We start from the raw sequence: 15,543 nt of genomic DNA on the forward strand, positions 1-15,543 counted from the left end.
GGCACGCTCACGACAAGGCGCCGGCCGCCATCTCCGCCTGCGGCGATGCGGCGATCGGCCCGTCCGGCGCCTGGCGCAGCCAGCCGGCCAGGGCGGCGAGCCCCTCCCGCCAGGGGCGCGGCGCGGCCAGGCCGAGCGCCTGCGTGGCGCGGCGCGTGTCGGAGACGTAGTAGCGCTGGTCGCCCGCCCGCCAGTCGGCGTAGCGGGTCTCCACCGGCCGGCCGGTCAGCGCGCCGATGGCGCCGAGCACCTGGCGCAGGCTGACGGCGTTGTCCGGCCCGCCGCCGAGGTTGAAGGCCTGCCCCCTCACGGCGTCGATCCTCCGCCAGGCAGCGAGATAGGCGTCCACCGCATCGCCCACATCCAGCACGTCGCGCACCTGGCAGCCGTCGCCGTAGATGCTGACCGGCTCGCCGCGCAGGGCGCGGATCAGGAAATGCGCCACCCAGCCCTGGTCCTCGGTGCCCATCTGGCGCTGGCCGTAGATGCAGCTCATGCGCAGCACCGCGGTGGGCAGGCCGAAGGAGCGGCTGAAATCCAGCACGTACTGGTCGGCCGCGCCCTTGGAGCAGCCATAGGGCGTGTGGAAGTCGAGCGGCCGATCCTCGCCGATGCCACGCGCGCGGACCGACGGGTCACGCGGCAGGTAGGCATCGCCCAGGCGGTCGAGGGCGACGTCGGCGAGGTCGCCATAGACCTTGTTGGTGCTGGCGAAGATCAGCGGCACCGCCTCGCCGCGGCGGCGCAGCGCATCGAGCAGGTGGAAGGTGGCGCGCAGGTTGATGTCGAAATCCGCGGCGGGCTCGGCCATGCTGGTCGTCACCGCCACCTGCGCGGCGAGGTGGAAGACCGCGCTGGCCTCGCCCGCCGCCGCCGCCAGCGTCTCCGCCTCCCGGATATCGGCGATGACGGCGGTGACGCGCTGCGGGTGGCGGCGGCGCAGCCAGTCGAGGTTGGCGGCCACGCCCGGCCGCAGCAGCGCGTCGTAGACCAGCACGTCGTGCCCCGCCGCCGCGAGCCGGTCGGCGAGGTTGGAGCCGATGAAGCCGGCGCCGCCGGTGACCAGGACCGGCCCGGCCGCGGCGCCCCGCAGGGCCGGAGCGGCGAGCGGCGTGCCGAGGCTCACGCGACGAGGCCCCGCAGCTCCAGTTCGCTGCGTGCCTGATGCACGCGGTCGCGCGATTGCTGTCGGGCCACCCATTCGGCCAGCTCCGCCAGGTCGGCGCGGAAGTCGCCGTGCCGCGCCGCGTAGCCGAGGCGCTCGCGGGCGCGGGTGATGTCGGGGATGTTGTGGCGGATGTCGCCGGCCCGCGCCTTGCCGGAGATCTCCGGCCGCAGCTCCGGCCGCCCCATGGCGGCGGCGAGCTCGAGCGCCACCTCCTCCACGGTGCGGTCCACGCCGCTGCCGATGTTGAAGACCTCGCCCGCCGCCTCCGGCCGGTCGAGCGCGAGGAGGAAGGCCTGCGCCACGTCCTCCACATGCACGAAGTCGCGGCGCTGGCGGCCATCCTCGAAGATCATCGGCGGCTGGCCGTTCTGCAGGCGCGCCGCGAAGATGGCCAGCACGCCGGTATAGGGGTTCGACAGCGCCTGACCGGCGCCGTAGACATTCCACAGCCGCAGCGCCACGCCCTCCCTGCCGTAGGCCGGCGCGAGGGTCAGAGTCAGCCGCTCCTGCGTGAACTTGGTGATGGCGTAGACCGAGGCGAGGCTCGGCCGCTTCCATTCCGGCGTCGGCACCGGCACCAATGGCCGGCCATGCGCGTCCAGCGGGTCCCAGGACGCGTCCGGGCCGGGGCGCGGCACGCGCACCGCATCCTCCACCAGCGCGCCCTCGGCGTCGCGGTACAGCCCCTCGCCGTAGATGCTCATGGAGGAGGCGACGACGACCCGGCGCACCGGGCTCTCGATCATCTGCTGGTACAGCACCGCCGTGCCGTGGTCGTTGACCGAGACGTAGCGGTCCACCGCATACATGCTCTGCCCGACGCCGACCTCCGCCGCCAGGTGCACTACCTTGTCCGCGCCCTGCAACGCGCGGCGCACCGCCTCCGGATCACGCACATCGCCGGTGACGATCTCGACATCCGCGTCCAGCCCATCCGCGCCGCGGTCGGCATGCACCTGCTCGATGAAGCTGTCGAGCACGCGCACATGGTCGCCGCGCGCGAGCAGGGCACGCGAGAGATGCCGGCCGATGAAGCCCGCACCGCCGGTGATCAGAATGGTCTCTGCCAAAGCGGAGGCTCCGTTATGCTGCCAATCGTCCGGGCTGCAGGAGGTGCTGCCGACCGACACGCCACAGCGTACGCGCGCGGGGCGGATCGGTTGCGCGTCTGGATTTGCCTGCCCGGATCGCGCATCGCGGCTTCGAAGCTTCTCATTGTCGCAGCAGGCTTTGAAGTAGCGCGGCCTGCGAAGCGGATCGCGCCGCGTTCACGTTGCGTTGTGTCGCAACATCGAGGTGCTGGTATGTCAGTTGTGCCGCGCGGCGCTCGGGAACTATGTTGCTGTCAGGCTGTTTCGCCTGCCGGCACGGGGGAGTGTCATGATGGGGATGAGGGCATGATTGCGGAACGTCATGCTGCAGCAACGGGATGTTCAGCGTGCCCCTGCTGCGTCTTCCTCGGGACGGCGGCGTGAGCCGCAGAAAAGTTCGTGTCGCCTTGGTCGGCGTCGGCAACTGCGCGTCTTCCTTCGTGCAGGGACTCACGCATTACGCTGATGCTGCCGCCAACGAGCCCGTGCCCGGCCTGATGAATGTCGAACTGGGCGGCTACCATGTCAGCGACATCGAACTCGCCGCTGCCTTCGACGTGAACGCCTCGAAGGTCGGCTGTGACCTGTCCGAGGCGATCCTCGCCGAGCCGAACAACACCCAGGTCTTCGCCGAGGTGCCGCGCAGCGGCGTCATCGTGCAGCGCGGCCCGACGCTGGACGGCATCGGCCGCTATCTGAGCAACCGGGTCACCGAATCGGACGCGCCCATCGTCGATGTCGCGGCGGCGCTGGAGCGTTCGCGCGCCGATGTCCTCGTCTCCTACCTGCCGGTCGGATCGCAACGCGCCTCCGAATGGTATGCGGAGCAGGCGCTGAAGGCCGGCTGTGCCTATGTGAACTGCATCCCGGTCTTTCTCGCCTCCAGCCCGGACTGGCACGCGCGCTTCGAGACGCGCGGCCTGCCCATCATCGGCGACGACATCAAGAGCCAGGTCGGCGCCACCATCATCCACCGCGTGCTGGCCAACCTGTTCCGCGAGCGCGGCGTGCGGCTCGACCGGACCTACCAGCTCAATTTCGGTGGCAACGCCGATTTCCTCAACATGCTGGAGCGCGAGCGGCTGGAATCGAAGAAGCTGTCCAAGACCCGGGCAGTGACCAGCGAGCTCGACGTGCCGCTGCCTGCCGAGGACGTGCATATCGGCCCGAGCGACCACGTGCCCTGGCTGGCCGATCGCAAATGGGCGCAGATCCGGCTGGAGGGCACGGGCTTCGGCGGCCTGCCGCTGAATGTCGAGCTGAAGCTGGAGGTCTGGGATTCGCCCAACTCCGCCGGCGTCGTCATCGATGCCGTCCGCTGCGCCAAGCTGGCGCTGGACCGCGGCATTGGCGGCGCGCTGGTCGGGCCGTCCAGCTACTTCATGAAGTCGCCGCCGCAGCAATTCCACGACGGCGAGGCGCGTGAGCGGACACTGCGCTTCGTGGCGGGCGAGGGGTGAGGCGCGACCTTGGCCGCCACCGTCTTCCTGGTCCGCCACGCCGTGCATGACCGGGTGGACCATATCCTGTGCGGCCGCATGCCCGGCGTGCGGCTGGGCGAGGCGGGGCGCGCCCAGGCCGCGGCGCTCGCCGCGCGGCTGGCGACGCAGCGGATCGGGGCAGTCCATGCCAGCCCGCTGGAGCGGGCGCAGGAGACAGCGGCGCCGCTCGCCGCGCGGCTCGGCCTGCCGCTCCGCACCGAGGCCGCCTTCGCCGAGATCGATGTCGGCGAATGGACCGGCGTCGCCTTCGTTGCCCTGGCGGCGGACCCGCGCTGGCGGCGCTGGAACGAGGCACGCGGAACGGCGCGCGCGCCGGGCGGGGAAAGCATGGCCGAGGTGCAGGCGCGCGCCGTAGCGGGCATCGAGGATCTGCGGCGCGCAATTCCGGACGGGCGCGTCGCCGTTGTCAGCCATGCCGACGTGATCAAGGCGGCGTTGGCCGCCTTCCTGGGCCTCTCCCTCGATGACATCTGGCGGTTCGAGATCGCCCCCGCCTCCGTCAGCGCGCTGGCGGTCTGGCCGGGGGGCGGCAAGGTGCTCGGTCTGAACGCGTGCGGCACAGAGGCGGTGACGGCATGAGGATCGCTTTCTACGGATCGAGCCTGCTGTCCTCCTACTGGAATGGCGCGGCCACCTATTATCGCGGCCTGCTGCGCGACCTTGCCGGCCGCGGCCATGCGATCACTTTCTACGAGCCCGACGCCTTCGACCGGCAGCAGCACCGCGACATGGAGCCGCCGGATTGGGCCGAGGTGCGCGTCTACCCGGCGCGCGAGGAGGCGATGCGCGCGGTGGCCGAGGAGGCGACGCGGGCCGATGTGGTGGTGAAGGCCAGCGGCGTCGGCGTCTTCGACGAAGCGTTGCTGGAGGGCGTCATGGCCCGGGCACGGCCGGAGGCGGTGCGGATCTTCTGGGATGTCGACGCGCCGGCGACGCTGGCGGAGATCCGGGACGAGCCGGGGCATCCGCTGCGCCGCGCCCTGCCCTCGCTCGATCTGGTGCTGACCTATGGCGGCGGCCCGCCGGTGATCGCGGCCTATGAGGCGCTCGGCGCCCGGCGCTGCATTCCCATCTACAACGCCCTGGATCCGGAGACGCACCACCCCGTGCCGGCCGACCGGCGCTTCGCCGCCGACCTCTCCTTCCTCGGCAACCGTCTGCCGGACCGCGAGGCGCGGGTGGAGCGATTCTTCCTCGATGCCGCCGCGCGTCTGCCGGAGCGGTCCTTCCTGATCGGCGGCAATGGCTGGCAGGACAAGGCGATGCCGCCCAACGTCCGCCATATCGGCCATGTCTACACGCGTGACCACAATGCCTTCAACACGTCGCCGCTCGCGGTGCTGAACATTGCGCGCGACAGCATGGCGAGCACCGGCTACTCGCCGGCGACGCGGGTCTTCGAGGCGGCAGGGGCCGGCGCCTGCCTTATCACCGATGCCTGGATCGGGCTGGAGCTGTTCCTCAAGGAGGGCGAGGAGGTGCTCGTCGCCCGCGACGGCGCCGAGGTCGCGGCGCATCTGCGGTCGCTGACCCCGGAGCGGGCGCGGACGATCGGCCAGGCCGCGCGCGCCCGCATCCTGGACGGGCACACCTATGCCCGGCGCGGCGCCGAGGTGGATGCGCTGCTGCGCCGCGAACGGGCGCGCCGCCTGCAGGGCAGCGCAGCGTGACGGGCCCGCCGCTGCGCTTGGTGGTGCTGGGGCTGAGCCTGTCCTCCTCCTGGGGCAACGGCCATGCCACCACCTACCGCGCCCTGCTGCGCGCCTTCGCCGGGCGCGGGCACGAGGTGCTGTTCCTGGAGCGCGACATGCCCTGGTACGCCGCGCAGCGCGACCTCCCTGCCCCCGGTTTCTGCCGCCTGGCGCTGTATCCAGACCTCGCGGCGCTGGCAGGCTGGCGCGAGGTCATCGCCGCGGCGGATGCGGTGATCGTCGGCTCCTACGTCCCCGAGGGCGTGGTGGTCGGCCGGCTGGTGCAGGACTGGGCGCGCGGCGTGACCGCCTTCTACGACATCGACACGCCGGTGACGCTCGGCAAGCTGCGGCGTGGCGACGAGGAGTACCTCTCGCCCGCGCTGATCCCGGGCTACGACCTGTATCTCTCCTTCACCGGCGGCCCGGTTCTGCGGCGGCTCGAGACGGAGTACGGTTCCCCCGCCGCGCGGCAGCTCTACTGCTCCGTCGACGTCGAGGCCTATCAGCCGCTGGACCTGCCGCCGCGCTGGGATCTCAGCTATCTCGGCACCTACAGCCCCGACCGCCAGCCGGTGCTGGAGCGGCTGCTGCTGGAGCCGGCGCGACGCGCCCCCGAATTGCGCTTCGTGGTGGCCGGGCCGCAATACCCGACCGACATTGTTTGGCCCGCAAATGTCGAGCGGCTGGAGCATGTCCCACCGGCCGGCCATGCCGCCTTCTACGCGCAGAGCCGCTTCACCCTAAACGTCACCCGCGCCGACATGGTCGAGGCGGGCTACAGCCCCAGCGTGCGGCTGTTCGAGGCGGGGGCCTGCGGCGTGCCGATCATCTCCGATATCTGGGATGGCATCGGGACGCTGCTGGCGCCCGGCAAGGAGATCGTGCTGGCCGACACGCCCGCAGCGGTGCTCGATGCCCTGCTCGGCCTGCCGGAGCCGCGCCGGCTGGCGATGGCCCGCGCGCTGCGCGCCCGCGTTCTGGCGGAGCACACCGCCGAGCATCGGGCCGCGTCGTTGGAGACGTATCTCCGGTCCGTGTCCACCCTTCCCTCCCTCCCCGCTGACGCACAGGTGGTCCGTTGAAGAACGGCAAGGCAAGACTCGCCATCGTCGCCGGCGGCGCCGGCTTCCTCGGCTCGCATCTCTGCGACGCGCTTCTCGCCTCGGGGCTGGAGGTCGTCTGCCTGGACGATCTCAGCACGGGGCGGCGGGAGAACCTGCGGCATCTCGAGGCGAGACCCGGCTTCCGCTTCGTCGAGGCCAATATCGCGGCGCCGCTGCCCGAGGCGGTGTCGAGGATGCGAAAGCACCCAGACGCGATCTTCAACCTCGCCTGCGCCGCCTCGCCGCCGCACTACCAGGCGGATCCCGAGCACACCATGCTCACCTGCGTCATGGGCACGCGCAACCTGCTGCGTCTGGCCGAGGAAACGGGAGCGCGCTTCCTCCAGGCCTCCACCAGCGAGGTCTACGGCGATCCCGACGTCCATCCGCAGCGGGAGGACTACTGGGGCCATGTCAACCCGACAGGGCCCCGCGCCTGCTACGACGAGGGCAAGCGCGCGGCGGAAGCGCTGATCTTCGACTTCCGCCGCGCCCGCCGTGCCGATGTCCGGGTGGCGCGCATCTTCAACACCTATGGGCCGCGCATGCGCGCGGATGACGGGCGGGTGGTGTCCAACGTGATCTGTCAGGCGCTGGCAGGAGAGGACATCACGGTCTATGGCGATGGCAGCCAGACGCGCTCCTTCTGCTATGTGGACGACCTGGTGGACGGGCTGGCACGGCTGATGGCCTGCGACACCGATCCTGAGGGCGCGGTCAATCTCGGCAATCCGGTGGAGCTGACCGTGGCCGATCTGGTGACGCGGGTGCTGGCCCTGACCGGGGCCCGCTCCCGCATCCTGCGACTGCCGCTGCCGACGGACGACCCGCGTCGTCGCCGCCCCGATATCGACCGGGCGCAGGCGCTGCTGGGCTGGCACCCGCGCGTGCCGCTGGAGGAGGGGCTGCGGGCGACGGTCGCCTGGTTCCGCCGCGAGATTGCGCCGGCGCTGCGCAGCCGGCCGGCGCCACTGGACCTGGAGACGGGCTGAGGGCGGAATGGACGGTCCGGGCGGCGCGTTGCCGCCGGCACGGCCGATACTCGCCAGCCATGACCGCTAGATGCTGCTTTACGGCGATACGACGCGGCTGGAGGCGACACACCCCAAGCGTATGGCGATGGCCAGGGCGCTGCGGCAGGCTTGGTCCCGGCCGTCGGGGCTGGCCCGCCACACGGCGTTGGTCGGCGCGCTGATCGAGGCAGGGGAACTGGCCCAGGGAGTCGCAGACGCCGCCTTCGCTGCGGAGGGGCACGATGCCCTTGCCCCGTCCGAGACGGCCATCATGGCGCTGCTGCTGCGCCTCGCCGGCGCGGTGCGCGCCTCCTGGGAAAGCGGCTTCCTGCAACTGGCGTCCTGGCCGGCGGCGGAGCTGGCAACGGTCCTGGCCAGCGCCTTGCCGGAGGCCATCCACACCCGGCAGGCAGAGGGCTTCGCCTTCTATGCCCTGTATCCCGAAGCCTATCTGAATGCCGCCGCCGCCCTGCCGGCGGAGCCGAGGCGGGTTCGCGTCATCGGCCTGCGCAGCATTGGCACCGTGCTGGCGCCGATGGTCGCGGCGGCGCTCGGCACCGCGGCGTGCTGGACGTTGCGACCGACCGGCCATCCCTTTCAGCGGAGGCTCGACCTGGCGCCGGCACTGCGCGCCGCCATCCTCGCCGACCCCGCCGCCCGCTTCGCCCTGGTGGATGAAGGGCCGGGCCTGTCCGGCAGCAGCTTCGCGGCGGGGCTCGACCTGCTGGAGGGCACAGGCATCCCCGCGGCGCGCATTCATTTGCTGCCCGGCCATGCGGGGCCGCCCGGCGGCCAGGCGAGCCCGACGCTGCGCGCGCGCTGGCCAGGCCTGCAGCGGCACCCGGCACGGTTCGATGACCTGCTGCACTCGCCCCGCGCCGAGCATCGGCTGGGCCGCTGGGCCGCGGATCTCCTCGGCGTGGCGGAGGCGCCGCTGCAGGATCTCTCCGGCGGCGCCTGGCGGGCGGCGCGTGGCCTGCCGCACGCCCAATGGCCGCCCATTCATCCCTATATGGAGCGCCGGAAATTCCTGCTGCGCGCCGAGGGCGGGAGCTGGCGACTGAAATTCGCCGGGCTGGGCCGGGCCGCGACGGCGCGGCTGCGCCGCGCCCAGCTTCTGCACGTCGCGGGCTTCACGCCCGAGCCGGTGGGCCTCTGCCACGGCTTCCTGGTCGAGCGGCATATCGAGGACGCGGTTCTTCCGGTGCCCGCCGCCTTGCCGCGGGACCGGCTGGTGGAACGGCTGGGCCGGTATCTCGGCTTTCGCGCGCGGCATTTTCCCGCCCCGGCCGCGGCGGGCGCCTCGCTCGACAGCCTTTGGCAGATGGCGCGCCACAACGCCTCCATGGTTCTGGGCGAGGCGGAGGCCCGCCCCCTCGACGCGCTGCGCCCGGCCATCCCCGGGCTGGAACGCCAGCGTCGCCCGGTCTGGACCGACAACCGCATGCATGTCTGGGAATGGTTGCTGCGCCCGGGAGGCGGCCTGCTGAAGACCGACGCGCTGGACCACGCGGACGCGCATGACCTCGTCGGCTGCCAGGACATCGCCTGGGACATCGTCGGCGCCCGCGTCGAATGGTCGCTCTCGCCAGCGGAGGCGGAGAGCCTCCGCGCGATCGTCGCGCAGGAGGCCGGCGTTGCGCCCCTGCCGGTCTTGATCGCGTTCCTGACGCCCTGCTACCTGGCTTTTCAAATGGGCTACTACAGCATGGCGGCTGATGCGTCAGTCTGTCCACAAGACAAGGCACGCGCCGCCGCCGCCGCTCATTGCTACGAAGCCAGGCTGCGCAGCGTTCTGTCCTCCAGTCTTTGCGCCACGGCGCTTTGGTACCCTGCTTAGGATCGCTCGGCCTTTGGACCATGATCCAGGCCGTTGTTTGATCGCGTGATTGACCCTTTTCGGCGTTTCCACCTCAAGCGATCACGCTCCAGCAGGCTGCTGAAAAGCCTGCTGCCGCGCGGGAGTGGAGCGCCTTTTTCTCCTTGAAGCGCGTCATGCGGGCGGTCATCGGGTGTCACGCCGCTGCGCCAGGCAGCCTGAGCAACCGACCAGCTTGTACGCGGCCATGGCGAGGGTGAACGGCCAGCCGGCCTTGGGCAGGCCGCGGTGCCGGGCCTTGCGCAGCCCGGTGCGGGTCCTGGCCCAGCCGGACGCCTCCCCGCATGCCACGGCAACGGCACCCTGCCCGCGGCTCCTGCCCTTGCAGCCAGCTTATCACCATCCATATACCATCCAGTCAGATGGTGATGGAGTGATAGCGGATGGCGGGCAATGTGCATGAGCTCCGGCCCAAAACCGGCAGCGACACCGAGAAGATCACCATCAACCTCGGCTATGTCGATCTCGGCCATATCGACCTGTTGGTCCAGGACGGCTTCTACTCGAACCGCACCGACTTCATCCGCACCGCCATCCGCAACCAGATCGAACGGCATGCCGATGCCACCCGGCAGGCGGTCGCCCGGAAAAGCCTGGATCTCGGGCTGCGGCATTTCAGCCGCGCGGATCTCGAGGCGGCGCGCGCGGCGGAGCAGCGGCTCGACATCCGGGTGCTCGGGCTCGCCAGCATCGCCGCCGATGTCACGCCGGAGCTCGCCCAGGCGACGATCGCCTCGATCTCCGTCCTGGGCACGCTGCAGGCCAGCGCCGCGGTGAAGGCCGCGCTCGCCGACCGAACCCGCTGACCGGACCAGCCCGGACCGTATTCCGCTGACCGCCGGCAACCGGCGGCACGGCGACCATCCGCTTCCATCACCGGCATCCCAGGCGGGGATGCCGGCCTGGCTCGCTCGCGACCAGGGCAGGCCCCTACCCGCGCATCGAAAGCAGCAGACATGACCGCGATCCTCCCGGCCTCCATGCTCGAGGCGACCCGCCTCACCCGCGACGGCAAGCTGACCGAAGCCACCGCCCTCCTGCAGCGCCTGCTGCAAGGCGAGGTGCCGGCCGGCGCCGCACCGGCCAGCCCGGGGACCGCGGCGGACCCGGCGCCCGTGCGCCAGCCGCGCATCATCGACATCGATCCCGCGACGGGCGAGGCGTCGGCGCCAGCCGCCACGGCGCCGCGCGCGGCGGCGTTCCAGCGGCCCGCCGGCGGCGTGGGGACGACCGCTCCGCCGCGAATGCCGGAAGCATTGCGCGGCGTCCTCGACCGGATCCATCAGGGCGGCCTGGCGCAGGGGGGCATGGCACGGGCCGAGCCGCTGCCGGACGGGGCCAGGTTCCTGGCCGGGCGCTTCACCGGTGAGACCGGGAGCCGTGGCTACAAACTCTACATCCCCGGCACGCATCGCGGCGCGGCGGCGCCGCTGGTTGTCATGCTGCACGGCTGCACCCAGTCGCCCGACGACTTCGCCGCCGGCACGCGGATGAACGCCCTGGCCGAGGAGCATGGCTGCCTGATCGTCTATCCTGGCCAGACCCAGGCGGCCAATGCGCAGAAATGCTGGAACTGGTTCAGCCCCGGTGACCAGCAACGCGACCGGGGCGAACCAGCCCTGATCGCCGGCATCACCCGCCAGGTCATGCGCGACCACGCCGTCGACCCGCGGCGGGTCTACGTCGCCGGGCTGTCCGCCGGCGGCGCCGCGGCCGCCATCATGGCGCAGGCCTATCCCGATCTCTACGCCGCGGTGGGCGTGCATTCCGGCCTCGCCTGCGGCGCGGCGCACGACATGCCCTCGGCCTTCGCCGCCATGCGGCAGGGCGCCGGCGGGCTGCGGCGACCCGGCCAGGGCCCGGCCGCCAACAGCAACCGGCGCATCGTCCCGACCATCGTCTTCCATGCGGACCGGGACCACACGGTGAACCCGCGCAACGGCGACCAGGTCATCGCCCAATCCGCAGCGGGCGAGTTGCGGACCACCGTGCAGCGCGGCCAGGTGCCCGACGGCCATGCCTATACCCGCACCCTCCACCTGGACGCCAACGACCAGCCGGTGCTCGAGCAATGGCTGGTCCATGGCGGCGGGCATGCCTGGTCCGGCGGCAGCGCCGCCGGGTCCTACACCGATCCGCGCGGCCCGGATGCGTCGCGCGAGATGCTCCGGTTCTTCCTCGAGCATCCACACGCCGCCGCCTCGGCATGATCGGGCCAGGGCAGGCCCGGGCGTCTCGATCGGGACGGTGCTGCGCATGATCGGCAATGTGAGGCTGGATGGCCTGATCGGCGCGACGCCGGTGGCGGGTGTGGTCGGCGACGCGTTCTTCCGGGCCAACCGCCGCCACAACGAAATGCAGGGTTACGTATGAAGCCGTGTGCTAACGACCCTGTTGCCGCCGCCGTATCGCCGTGACCACAGCGCCGGCCGTTCACCGCTCCGACACTGCGCCAGCCAGTCCTGCAAGGCTAAAGGGCCGCGACACCGCAGGGCGCCGGCGCCCGCCTCAGAGCGGTGGGTCGGCGACCATGTCGGGGCCCTTGGGATCGTCCTCCGCCTCTATGAACCGGCGCGCCCGCTCCCAGTACTCGTCTGCCCGCCCATCGGGACGGCCGTCCTCCTCCCAGAGCGCGTAGGCCCGCTCTCGGATCCGCCGCTCAAGATCCTGTTCGGTGTCGGATATGGGTTTTCCTCTTCCTTCTCGAGCATGGGGACGCAAGGAGCGAGCCCGGTTCGTCAGATCTCGCTGCCTCGCCGAGCCCCGCCTCGTCCGAGAGAGGCGGGGCGATGTCCTGAGTCCGGCTATCGTGGGCTGGAGGCGGGTGCCGGAGCCGTCGGCGGCGGCGCACCGCCTGTGGCGGCCGCACCGGCCGAGTTCCTCTGGGCGCCGCTCATTGCCGCGCCGGAACCCAGATTGCCCTCCGGTCGGTTGCGGGCCGGGGTGTCGCTCGCGTTTGCCGGACGAGGGCTGTGGGTGGCGGGCGCTGGCTGGGCCGCAGTGCCGGTGCCCGCCGTTCCCGATGACCGCTCCTGCGCCTTACCCATTGCGGCACCGGATTGCAGGTTGCCTTCCGGTGCGCGACCGGCGCCGCCCTGTTGCGCCTGCGCCAGAGCAGCTGGCGTTACGAGAAGCGGGACGAGCAGCGTCAGACCCGCGATGGTGCTGGACCTCATGCGTTTCCTCCACATCCACCAGCAAACCCGAACCGGGCGCAGTGGCAGGGTCAGAACGCCAAGCGAGACAGGTGCGTTCGCTGGCGGCATGCGTACGCCGTCGGCAACCCCGCACGGCGCCGGGCTGTTGTCGCATCGGTCGACCATCACCGTGGAGGTCCCCATGCCGCAGCTCGCCCCGCACGTCCCCGGCCTCCCGCTCGCGCTCCTGGCCGCACTCGCCGCCTGCACCGGCTCCGGGGCGGTGGACTCGACCGCTCGTCCCGCGGGCGCGCCGGAGAGCGCACGGACCAGCGCTCTGGCAACGGCAGCCTCTGCCGTGCAGCGCGATGCACCGACGGCTAATCTCGACGTCTACCTGCTCGGCTTCCACCCGATGAAGGACGATCCCTCGCACCAGTTCGAGGCACACCACTTCTGCCACGTGGTGAACGAGGATCTGATGCAATGCGCCTTGTTCGACGGCAACACGCGCACGGCCGTCCTCACCGGGATCGAGTACATCATCTCCGAACGGCTCTTCGGGCAGCTGCCGCGGCAGGAGCGGCGCTACTGGCACCCCCACAACGGCGAAATCCTCTCCGGCCAGCTGGTCGCGCCGGGCATCCCGGCCGCGGCGGAGCATGCGCTGATGTCCAGCAAGCTGAACAGCTACGGCAAGACCTGGCACACCTGGGATGTCTCCGCCAAGGGTGTAGAAGGCGGCTCGCTGCCGCTCGGGCCGCCGCGCCTGGCCTGGTCCTTCAATCGCGAGGGTGAGGCGCGGCCCGGCCTCGTGGAAGAGCGCGACCGCCGCACGGGCATCGACACCGCCGAGCGGCGCCGCGCGCGCCAGGACCTGGTGCCGCTCGCGCATCCACAGGCCGGGGTGGATGCGCTGCAGGGTCGGTTTGGCAGGCCGACGCAGCCCATTCCCGGCGTGGTGGATGAGCGTTCCGCAGCGACGGCACGCTGAGACGGCCGAACCGGCGCGGGAGACATGGATGTCGGCCTTGGCGTGAAGCCCTATCGCCGACCTTCTCGACAGCCGCGCAACGCAGGCGGGCATGCGGCTCTGGCCGGCGGGCGTTGGCCGACTGCCTTCAGGCCAGCCTCCGGACATGCAGCCTTTGCCAAGCCAGCGCATGTCAGGCCGTGGCGCCGCCTGCCGCGATCCCATTCGGCACGGCCAACGCAATCTCGCCCTTGGCTCGGGCCACCACCTCGTCCTCCGGCACGCCGGCGGCCACGCAGCGCTCGGCATCGCTGGTCCATCCCTCGATCGCGGTTCGGGGCACTGCCCTGAACCCGCAGCCCCACGGGACCGGCACCTCCTGCCCGGCGAGAGTCAGCGAGACCAGCGCCTGGCAACGCGCCCGCTTGCCCGGTTGGCCGCAATACTGCCGCGCCACGCCGATCGAGAGCGCGCCCTTCTTCGGCAGCGCCGTGTCGTCGGTCACCCGCGCCGCCCGCGGCCTACCCACCAGCCGGTCCGCCTGCGCAGCCAGGAGGCAACGCACCTCATCATACGAAATGCCCAGGTAGCGATACGCTCCAGGTCCCTATGGCGGCCTGCCCTCGCTCTCCGCCCAGCGCGCCATCAGCCGGTTGCTCGGCAGGCTGGTGTCGAGGACCTTCCGCGCTGTCTCCGCTCCGGCGATGGGCAGGCCAGCGGGATCGAGCAGGCCGATCTGCACCAGCACCGAGGCCTGGTCCCAGTAGATGTGCTCATGCACCAGCTTCTCGCCCTCGAAGCGCACGATGGCGACCAGCGGCACCTCCACCCGCCGGCCGGTCGGCGGGATGCCGGGCAGCATCCAGTCGATCTCGGTGGTGTGGGTGAAGGCGAAGATCATCTCGTCGACGAGCTGGTCCTTGCCGATGGTGCGGCTCACCGGCGTCAGGCTGGTGTCGGGCGGATTGCCGCCGACGAAATGGTACTTGTAGAAGCGCTTGAGCTGGTCGTGCCCGACGCCGCCGGTCAGGGTCGGGATGTGGTTGACATAGGGTTCGGGCACCATGGTCGCCATGGTGGCGTCGACGTCGCGGGTCTCGAATTCGTGCCGGCAATGCGCCTCCCACAGGGCGGCGAGATCGGGTTCGGCCATGCAAGCCTCCGCATCCGGGTTGGAACCTGGATTCTAGGGCGGGCGGCACGACGCGGGAATGCCGGGCGGCGCGCGGGCTGCTCCGTTGCACGCCGCGGCGCGCCAGGCGAAGGTCGCGCCACCATCCAAGGGAGGACCGCCATGCTCGACAACCCGCCGTTGCTGAAGATCCATCGCGGCCATCGCCGCCCCGATCCGGCGCTGCTGGAACGCTTCCGCGGCGCGCAGACCTCGCATCTTGCCGATGCCATGGACGGGCGCGGCGCCATGGACTGGCAGATCAAGCCGCTCGATGCCAACTGCGCCAGCTTCGTCGGCCCGGCGCTCACCGCCTTCGCCTATCCCGCCGATGTGGTCGCGGTGATGGGCGCGCTGGGCGAGGCGCAGGCGGGCGACGTCATCGTCGTCGCCAATGACGGCTACCGCACCACGGCGGTGATCGGCGACCTCGTCATCGGCATGATGCGCAACAAGGGCGTCGCCGGCTTCGTCACCGATGGCCTCGCGCGCGACCGGGCCGGCATCGTCGCGACCGGCCTGCCGAGCTTCGCCGCCGGCATCGTCCCCGCCTCGCCGGCGGCGAACGGCCCGGGCGTGGTCGGCGCACCGATCGTCTGCGGCGGCGTACCGGTGCGGAGCGGCGACATCGTGGTGGGCGATGCGGATGGCGTCGTCGTCGTGCCCATCGAGCAGGCCGAGGCGGTGCTGCGGGCGCTGGATGCGGTGCGCGCGGCGGAGGCGAAGGCGGTCGCCGCCGTCGAAGCCGGCGCGACGGAGAGCGAGAAGGTGCGCAAGCTGCTGGCCGCGGCGACCATCCTCGAGGGCTGACC

15 protein-coding genes and 1 pseudogene are annotated in these 15,543 nt (G+C 71.4%); 11 read left to right on the forward strand and 5 right to left on the reverse strand.

All coding sequences use genetic code 11. The features are described from left to right. Positions 1-7: 7 nt before the first annotated feature. Together HJG45_RS01535 and HJG45_RS01540 are read right to left on the reverse strand one after the other, a co-directional pair. Positions 8-1,126 (reverse strand): NAD-dependent epimerase/dehydratase family protein, encoded by a 1,119-nt coding sequence (locus tag HJG45_RS01535; RefSeq protein WP_368040491.1) that lies wholly within the window; start codon positions 1,124-1,126, stop codon positions 8-10. Further along, entirely contained in the window at positions 1,123-2,238 is a 1,116-nt protein-coding gene (locus tag HJG45_RS01540) for an NAD(P)-dependent oxidoreductase (protein ID WP_171610306.1), read from the reverse strand. The genes HJG45_RS01535 and HJG45_RS01540 overlap by 4 nt, the downstream gene beginning before the upstream one ends. A 359-nt stretch (positions 2,239-2,597) precedes the next feature. Here HJG45_RS01540 and HJG45_RS01545 point away from each other — a divergent pair, with 359 nt between their 5' ends. From HJG45_RS01545 to HJG45_RS29135, 9 genes are all read left to right on the forward strand, one after another. After that, complete coding sequence (locus HJG45_RS01545; protein WP_174890346.1) at positions 2,598-3,719, forward strand: inositol-3-phosphate synthase; 1,122 nt, start codon at positions 2,598-2,600, stop codon at positions 3,717-3,719. A 9-nt stretch (positions 3,720-3,728) separates the two neighbouring features. Beyond that, positions 3,729-4,340 (forward strand): histidine phosphatase family protein, encoded by a 612-nt coding sequence (locus tag HJG45_RS01550; protein WP_171610308.1) that lies wholly within the window; start codon positions 3,729-3,731, stop codon positions 4,338-4,340. Continuing rightward, positions 4,337-5,431: a glycosyltransferase gene (locus HJG45_RS01555; protein WP_171610309.1), complete on the forward strand. Its 1,095-nt coding sequence runs from the start codon at positions 4,337-4,339 to the stop codon at positions 5,429-5,431. Before HJG45_RS01550 ends, HJG45_RS01555 begins: the two co-directional genes overlap by 4 nt. Then, positions 5,428-6,537 (forward strand): glycosyltransferase, encoded by a 1,110-nt coding sequence (locus HJG45_RS01560; protein WP_368040492.1) that lies wholly within the window; start codon positions 5,428-5,430, stop codon positions 6,535-6,537. Before HJG45_RS01555 ends, HJG45_RS01560 begins: the two co-directional genes overlap by 4 nt. Continuing rightward, positions 6,534-7,550, forward strand: a complete 1,017-nt coding sequence (locus HJG45_RS01565) for an NAD-dependent epimerase/dehydratase family protein (protein ID WP_171610310.1) — start codon at positions 6,534-6,536, stop codon at positions 7,548-7,550. Before HJG45_RS01560 ends, HJG45_RS01565 begins: the two co-directional genes overlap by 4 nt. A gap of 70 nt (positions 7,551-7,620) precedes the next feature. Continuing rightward, positions 7,621-9,411: a hypothetical protein gene (locus HJG45_RS01570; RefSeq protein ID WP_171610311.1), complete on the forward strand. Its 1,791-nt coding sequence runs from the start codon at positions 7,621-7,623 to the stop codon at positions 9,409-9,411. Positions 9,412-9,833: 422 nt separating this feature from the next. Then, positions 9,834-10,256 (forward strand): CopG family transcriptional regulator, encoded by a 423-nt coding sequence (locus tag HJG45_RS01575; RefSeq protein WP_171610312.1) that lies wholly within the window; start codon positions 9,834-9,836, stop codon positions 10,254-10,256. Between the two features lie 150 nt (positions 10,257-10,406). Then, positions 10,407-11,660: a PHB depolymerase family esterase gene (locus HJG45_RS01580; protein WP_171610313.1), complete on the forward strand. Its 1,254-nt coding sequence runs from the start codon at positions 10,407-10,409 to the stop codon at positions 11,658-11,660. Further along, positions 11,599-11,823, forward strand: a complete 225-nt coding sequence (locus HJG45_RS29135; protein WP_302479697.1) for a DUF4112 domain-containing protein — start codon at positions 11,599-11,601, stop codon at positions 11,821-11,823. The genes HJG45_RS01580 and HJG45_RS29135 overlap by 62 nt, the downstream gene beginning before the upstream one ends. Positions 11,824-11,958: 135 nt before the next feature. Here HJG45_RS29135 and HJG45_RS29140 read toward each other — a convergent pair whose 3' ends face one another. Further along, complete coding sequence (locus HJG45_RS29140) at positions 11,959-12,171, reverse strand: DUF2934 domain-containing protein (RefSeq protein ID WP_174890347.1); 213 nt, start codon at positions 12,169-12,171, stop codon at positions 11,959-11,961. A gap of 438 nt (positions 12,172-12,609) precedes the next feature. On the opposite strand from HJG45_RS29140, the gene HJG45_RS01595 reads away from it, so the two are divergent. After that, the gene (locus tag HJG45_RS01595) at positions 12,610-13,581 is read left to right on the forward strand and encodes an OBAP family protein (protein WP_254452218.1); all 972 of its coding nucleotides are present in this window, start codon (positions 12,610-12,612) and stop codon (positions 13,579-13,581) included. Positions 13,582-13,792: 211 nt separating this feature from the next. On the opposite strand, the pseudogene HJG45_RS01600 reads toward HJG45_RS01595, so the two are convergent. Beyond that, positions 13,793-14,113: pseudogene (locus HJG45_RS01600) on the reverse strand (transposase); the annotation flags it as partial. 54 nt (positions 14,114-14,167) lie between these two features. Next, the gene (locus HJG45_RS01605; protein ID WP_171610316.1) at positions 14,168-14,713 is read right to left on the reverse strand and encodes an ester cyclase; all 546 of its coding nucleotides are present in this window, start codon (positions 14,711-14,713) and stop codon (positions 14,168-14,170) included. Positions 14,714-14,854: 141 nt separating this feature from the next. On the opposite strand from HJG45_RS01605, the gene HJG45_RS01610 reads away from it, so the two are divergent. Beyond that, entirely contained in the window at positions 14,855-15,541 is a 687-nt protein-coding gene (locus HJG45_RS01610) for an RraA family protein (protein ID WP_171610317.1), read from the forward strand. Positions 15,542-15,543 lie beyond the last annotated feature (2 nt).

Origin of the sequence: Roseicella sp. DB1501, from assembly GCF_013112485.1 — a bacterium.
Taxonomy (GTDB): domain Bacteria; phylum Pseudomonadota; class Alphaproteobacteria; order Acetobacterales; family Acetobacteraceae; genus Paracraurococcus.

Coding starts and splice junctions, on each gene's coding strand:
- HJG45_RS01545 (WP_174890346.1), top strand. CDS start 2,598: ATGTTCAGCGTGCCCCTGCTGCGTCTTCCTCGGGACGGCGGCGTGAGC.
- HJG45_RS01555 (WP_171610309.1), top strand. CDS start 4,337: ATGAGGATCGCTTTCTACGGATCGAGCCTGCTGTCCTCCTACTGGAAT.
- HJG45_RS01570 (WP_171610311.1), top strand. CDS start 7,621: ATGCTGCTTTACGGCGATACGACGCGGCTGGAGGCGACACACCCCAAG.
- HJG45_RS01575 (WP_171610312.1), top strand. CDS start 9,834: ATGGCGGGCAATGTGCATGAGCTCCGGCCCAAAACCGGCAGCGACACC.
- HJG45_RS01580 (WP_171610313.1), top strand. CDS start 10,407: ATGACCGCGATCCTCCCGGCCTCCATGCTCGAGGCGACCCGCCTCACC.
- HJG45_RS29135 (WP_302479697.1), top strand. CDS start 11,599: ATGCGTCGCGCGAGATGCTCCGGTTCTTCCTCGAGCATCCACACGCCG.
- HJG45_RS01595 (WP_254452218.1), top strand. CDS start 12,610: ATGGTGCTGGACCTCATGCGTTTCCTCCACATCCACCAGCAAACCCGA.
- HJG45_RS01605 (WP_171610316.1), bottom strand. CDS start 14,713: ATGGCCGAACCCGATCTCGCCGCCCTGTGGGAGGCGCATTGCCGGCAC.
- HJG45_RS01610 (WP_171610317.1), top strand. CDS start 14,855: ATGCTCGACAACCCGCCGTTGCTGAAGATCCATCGCGGCCATCGCCGC.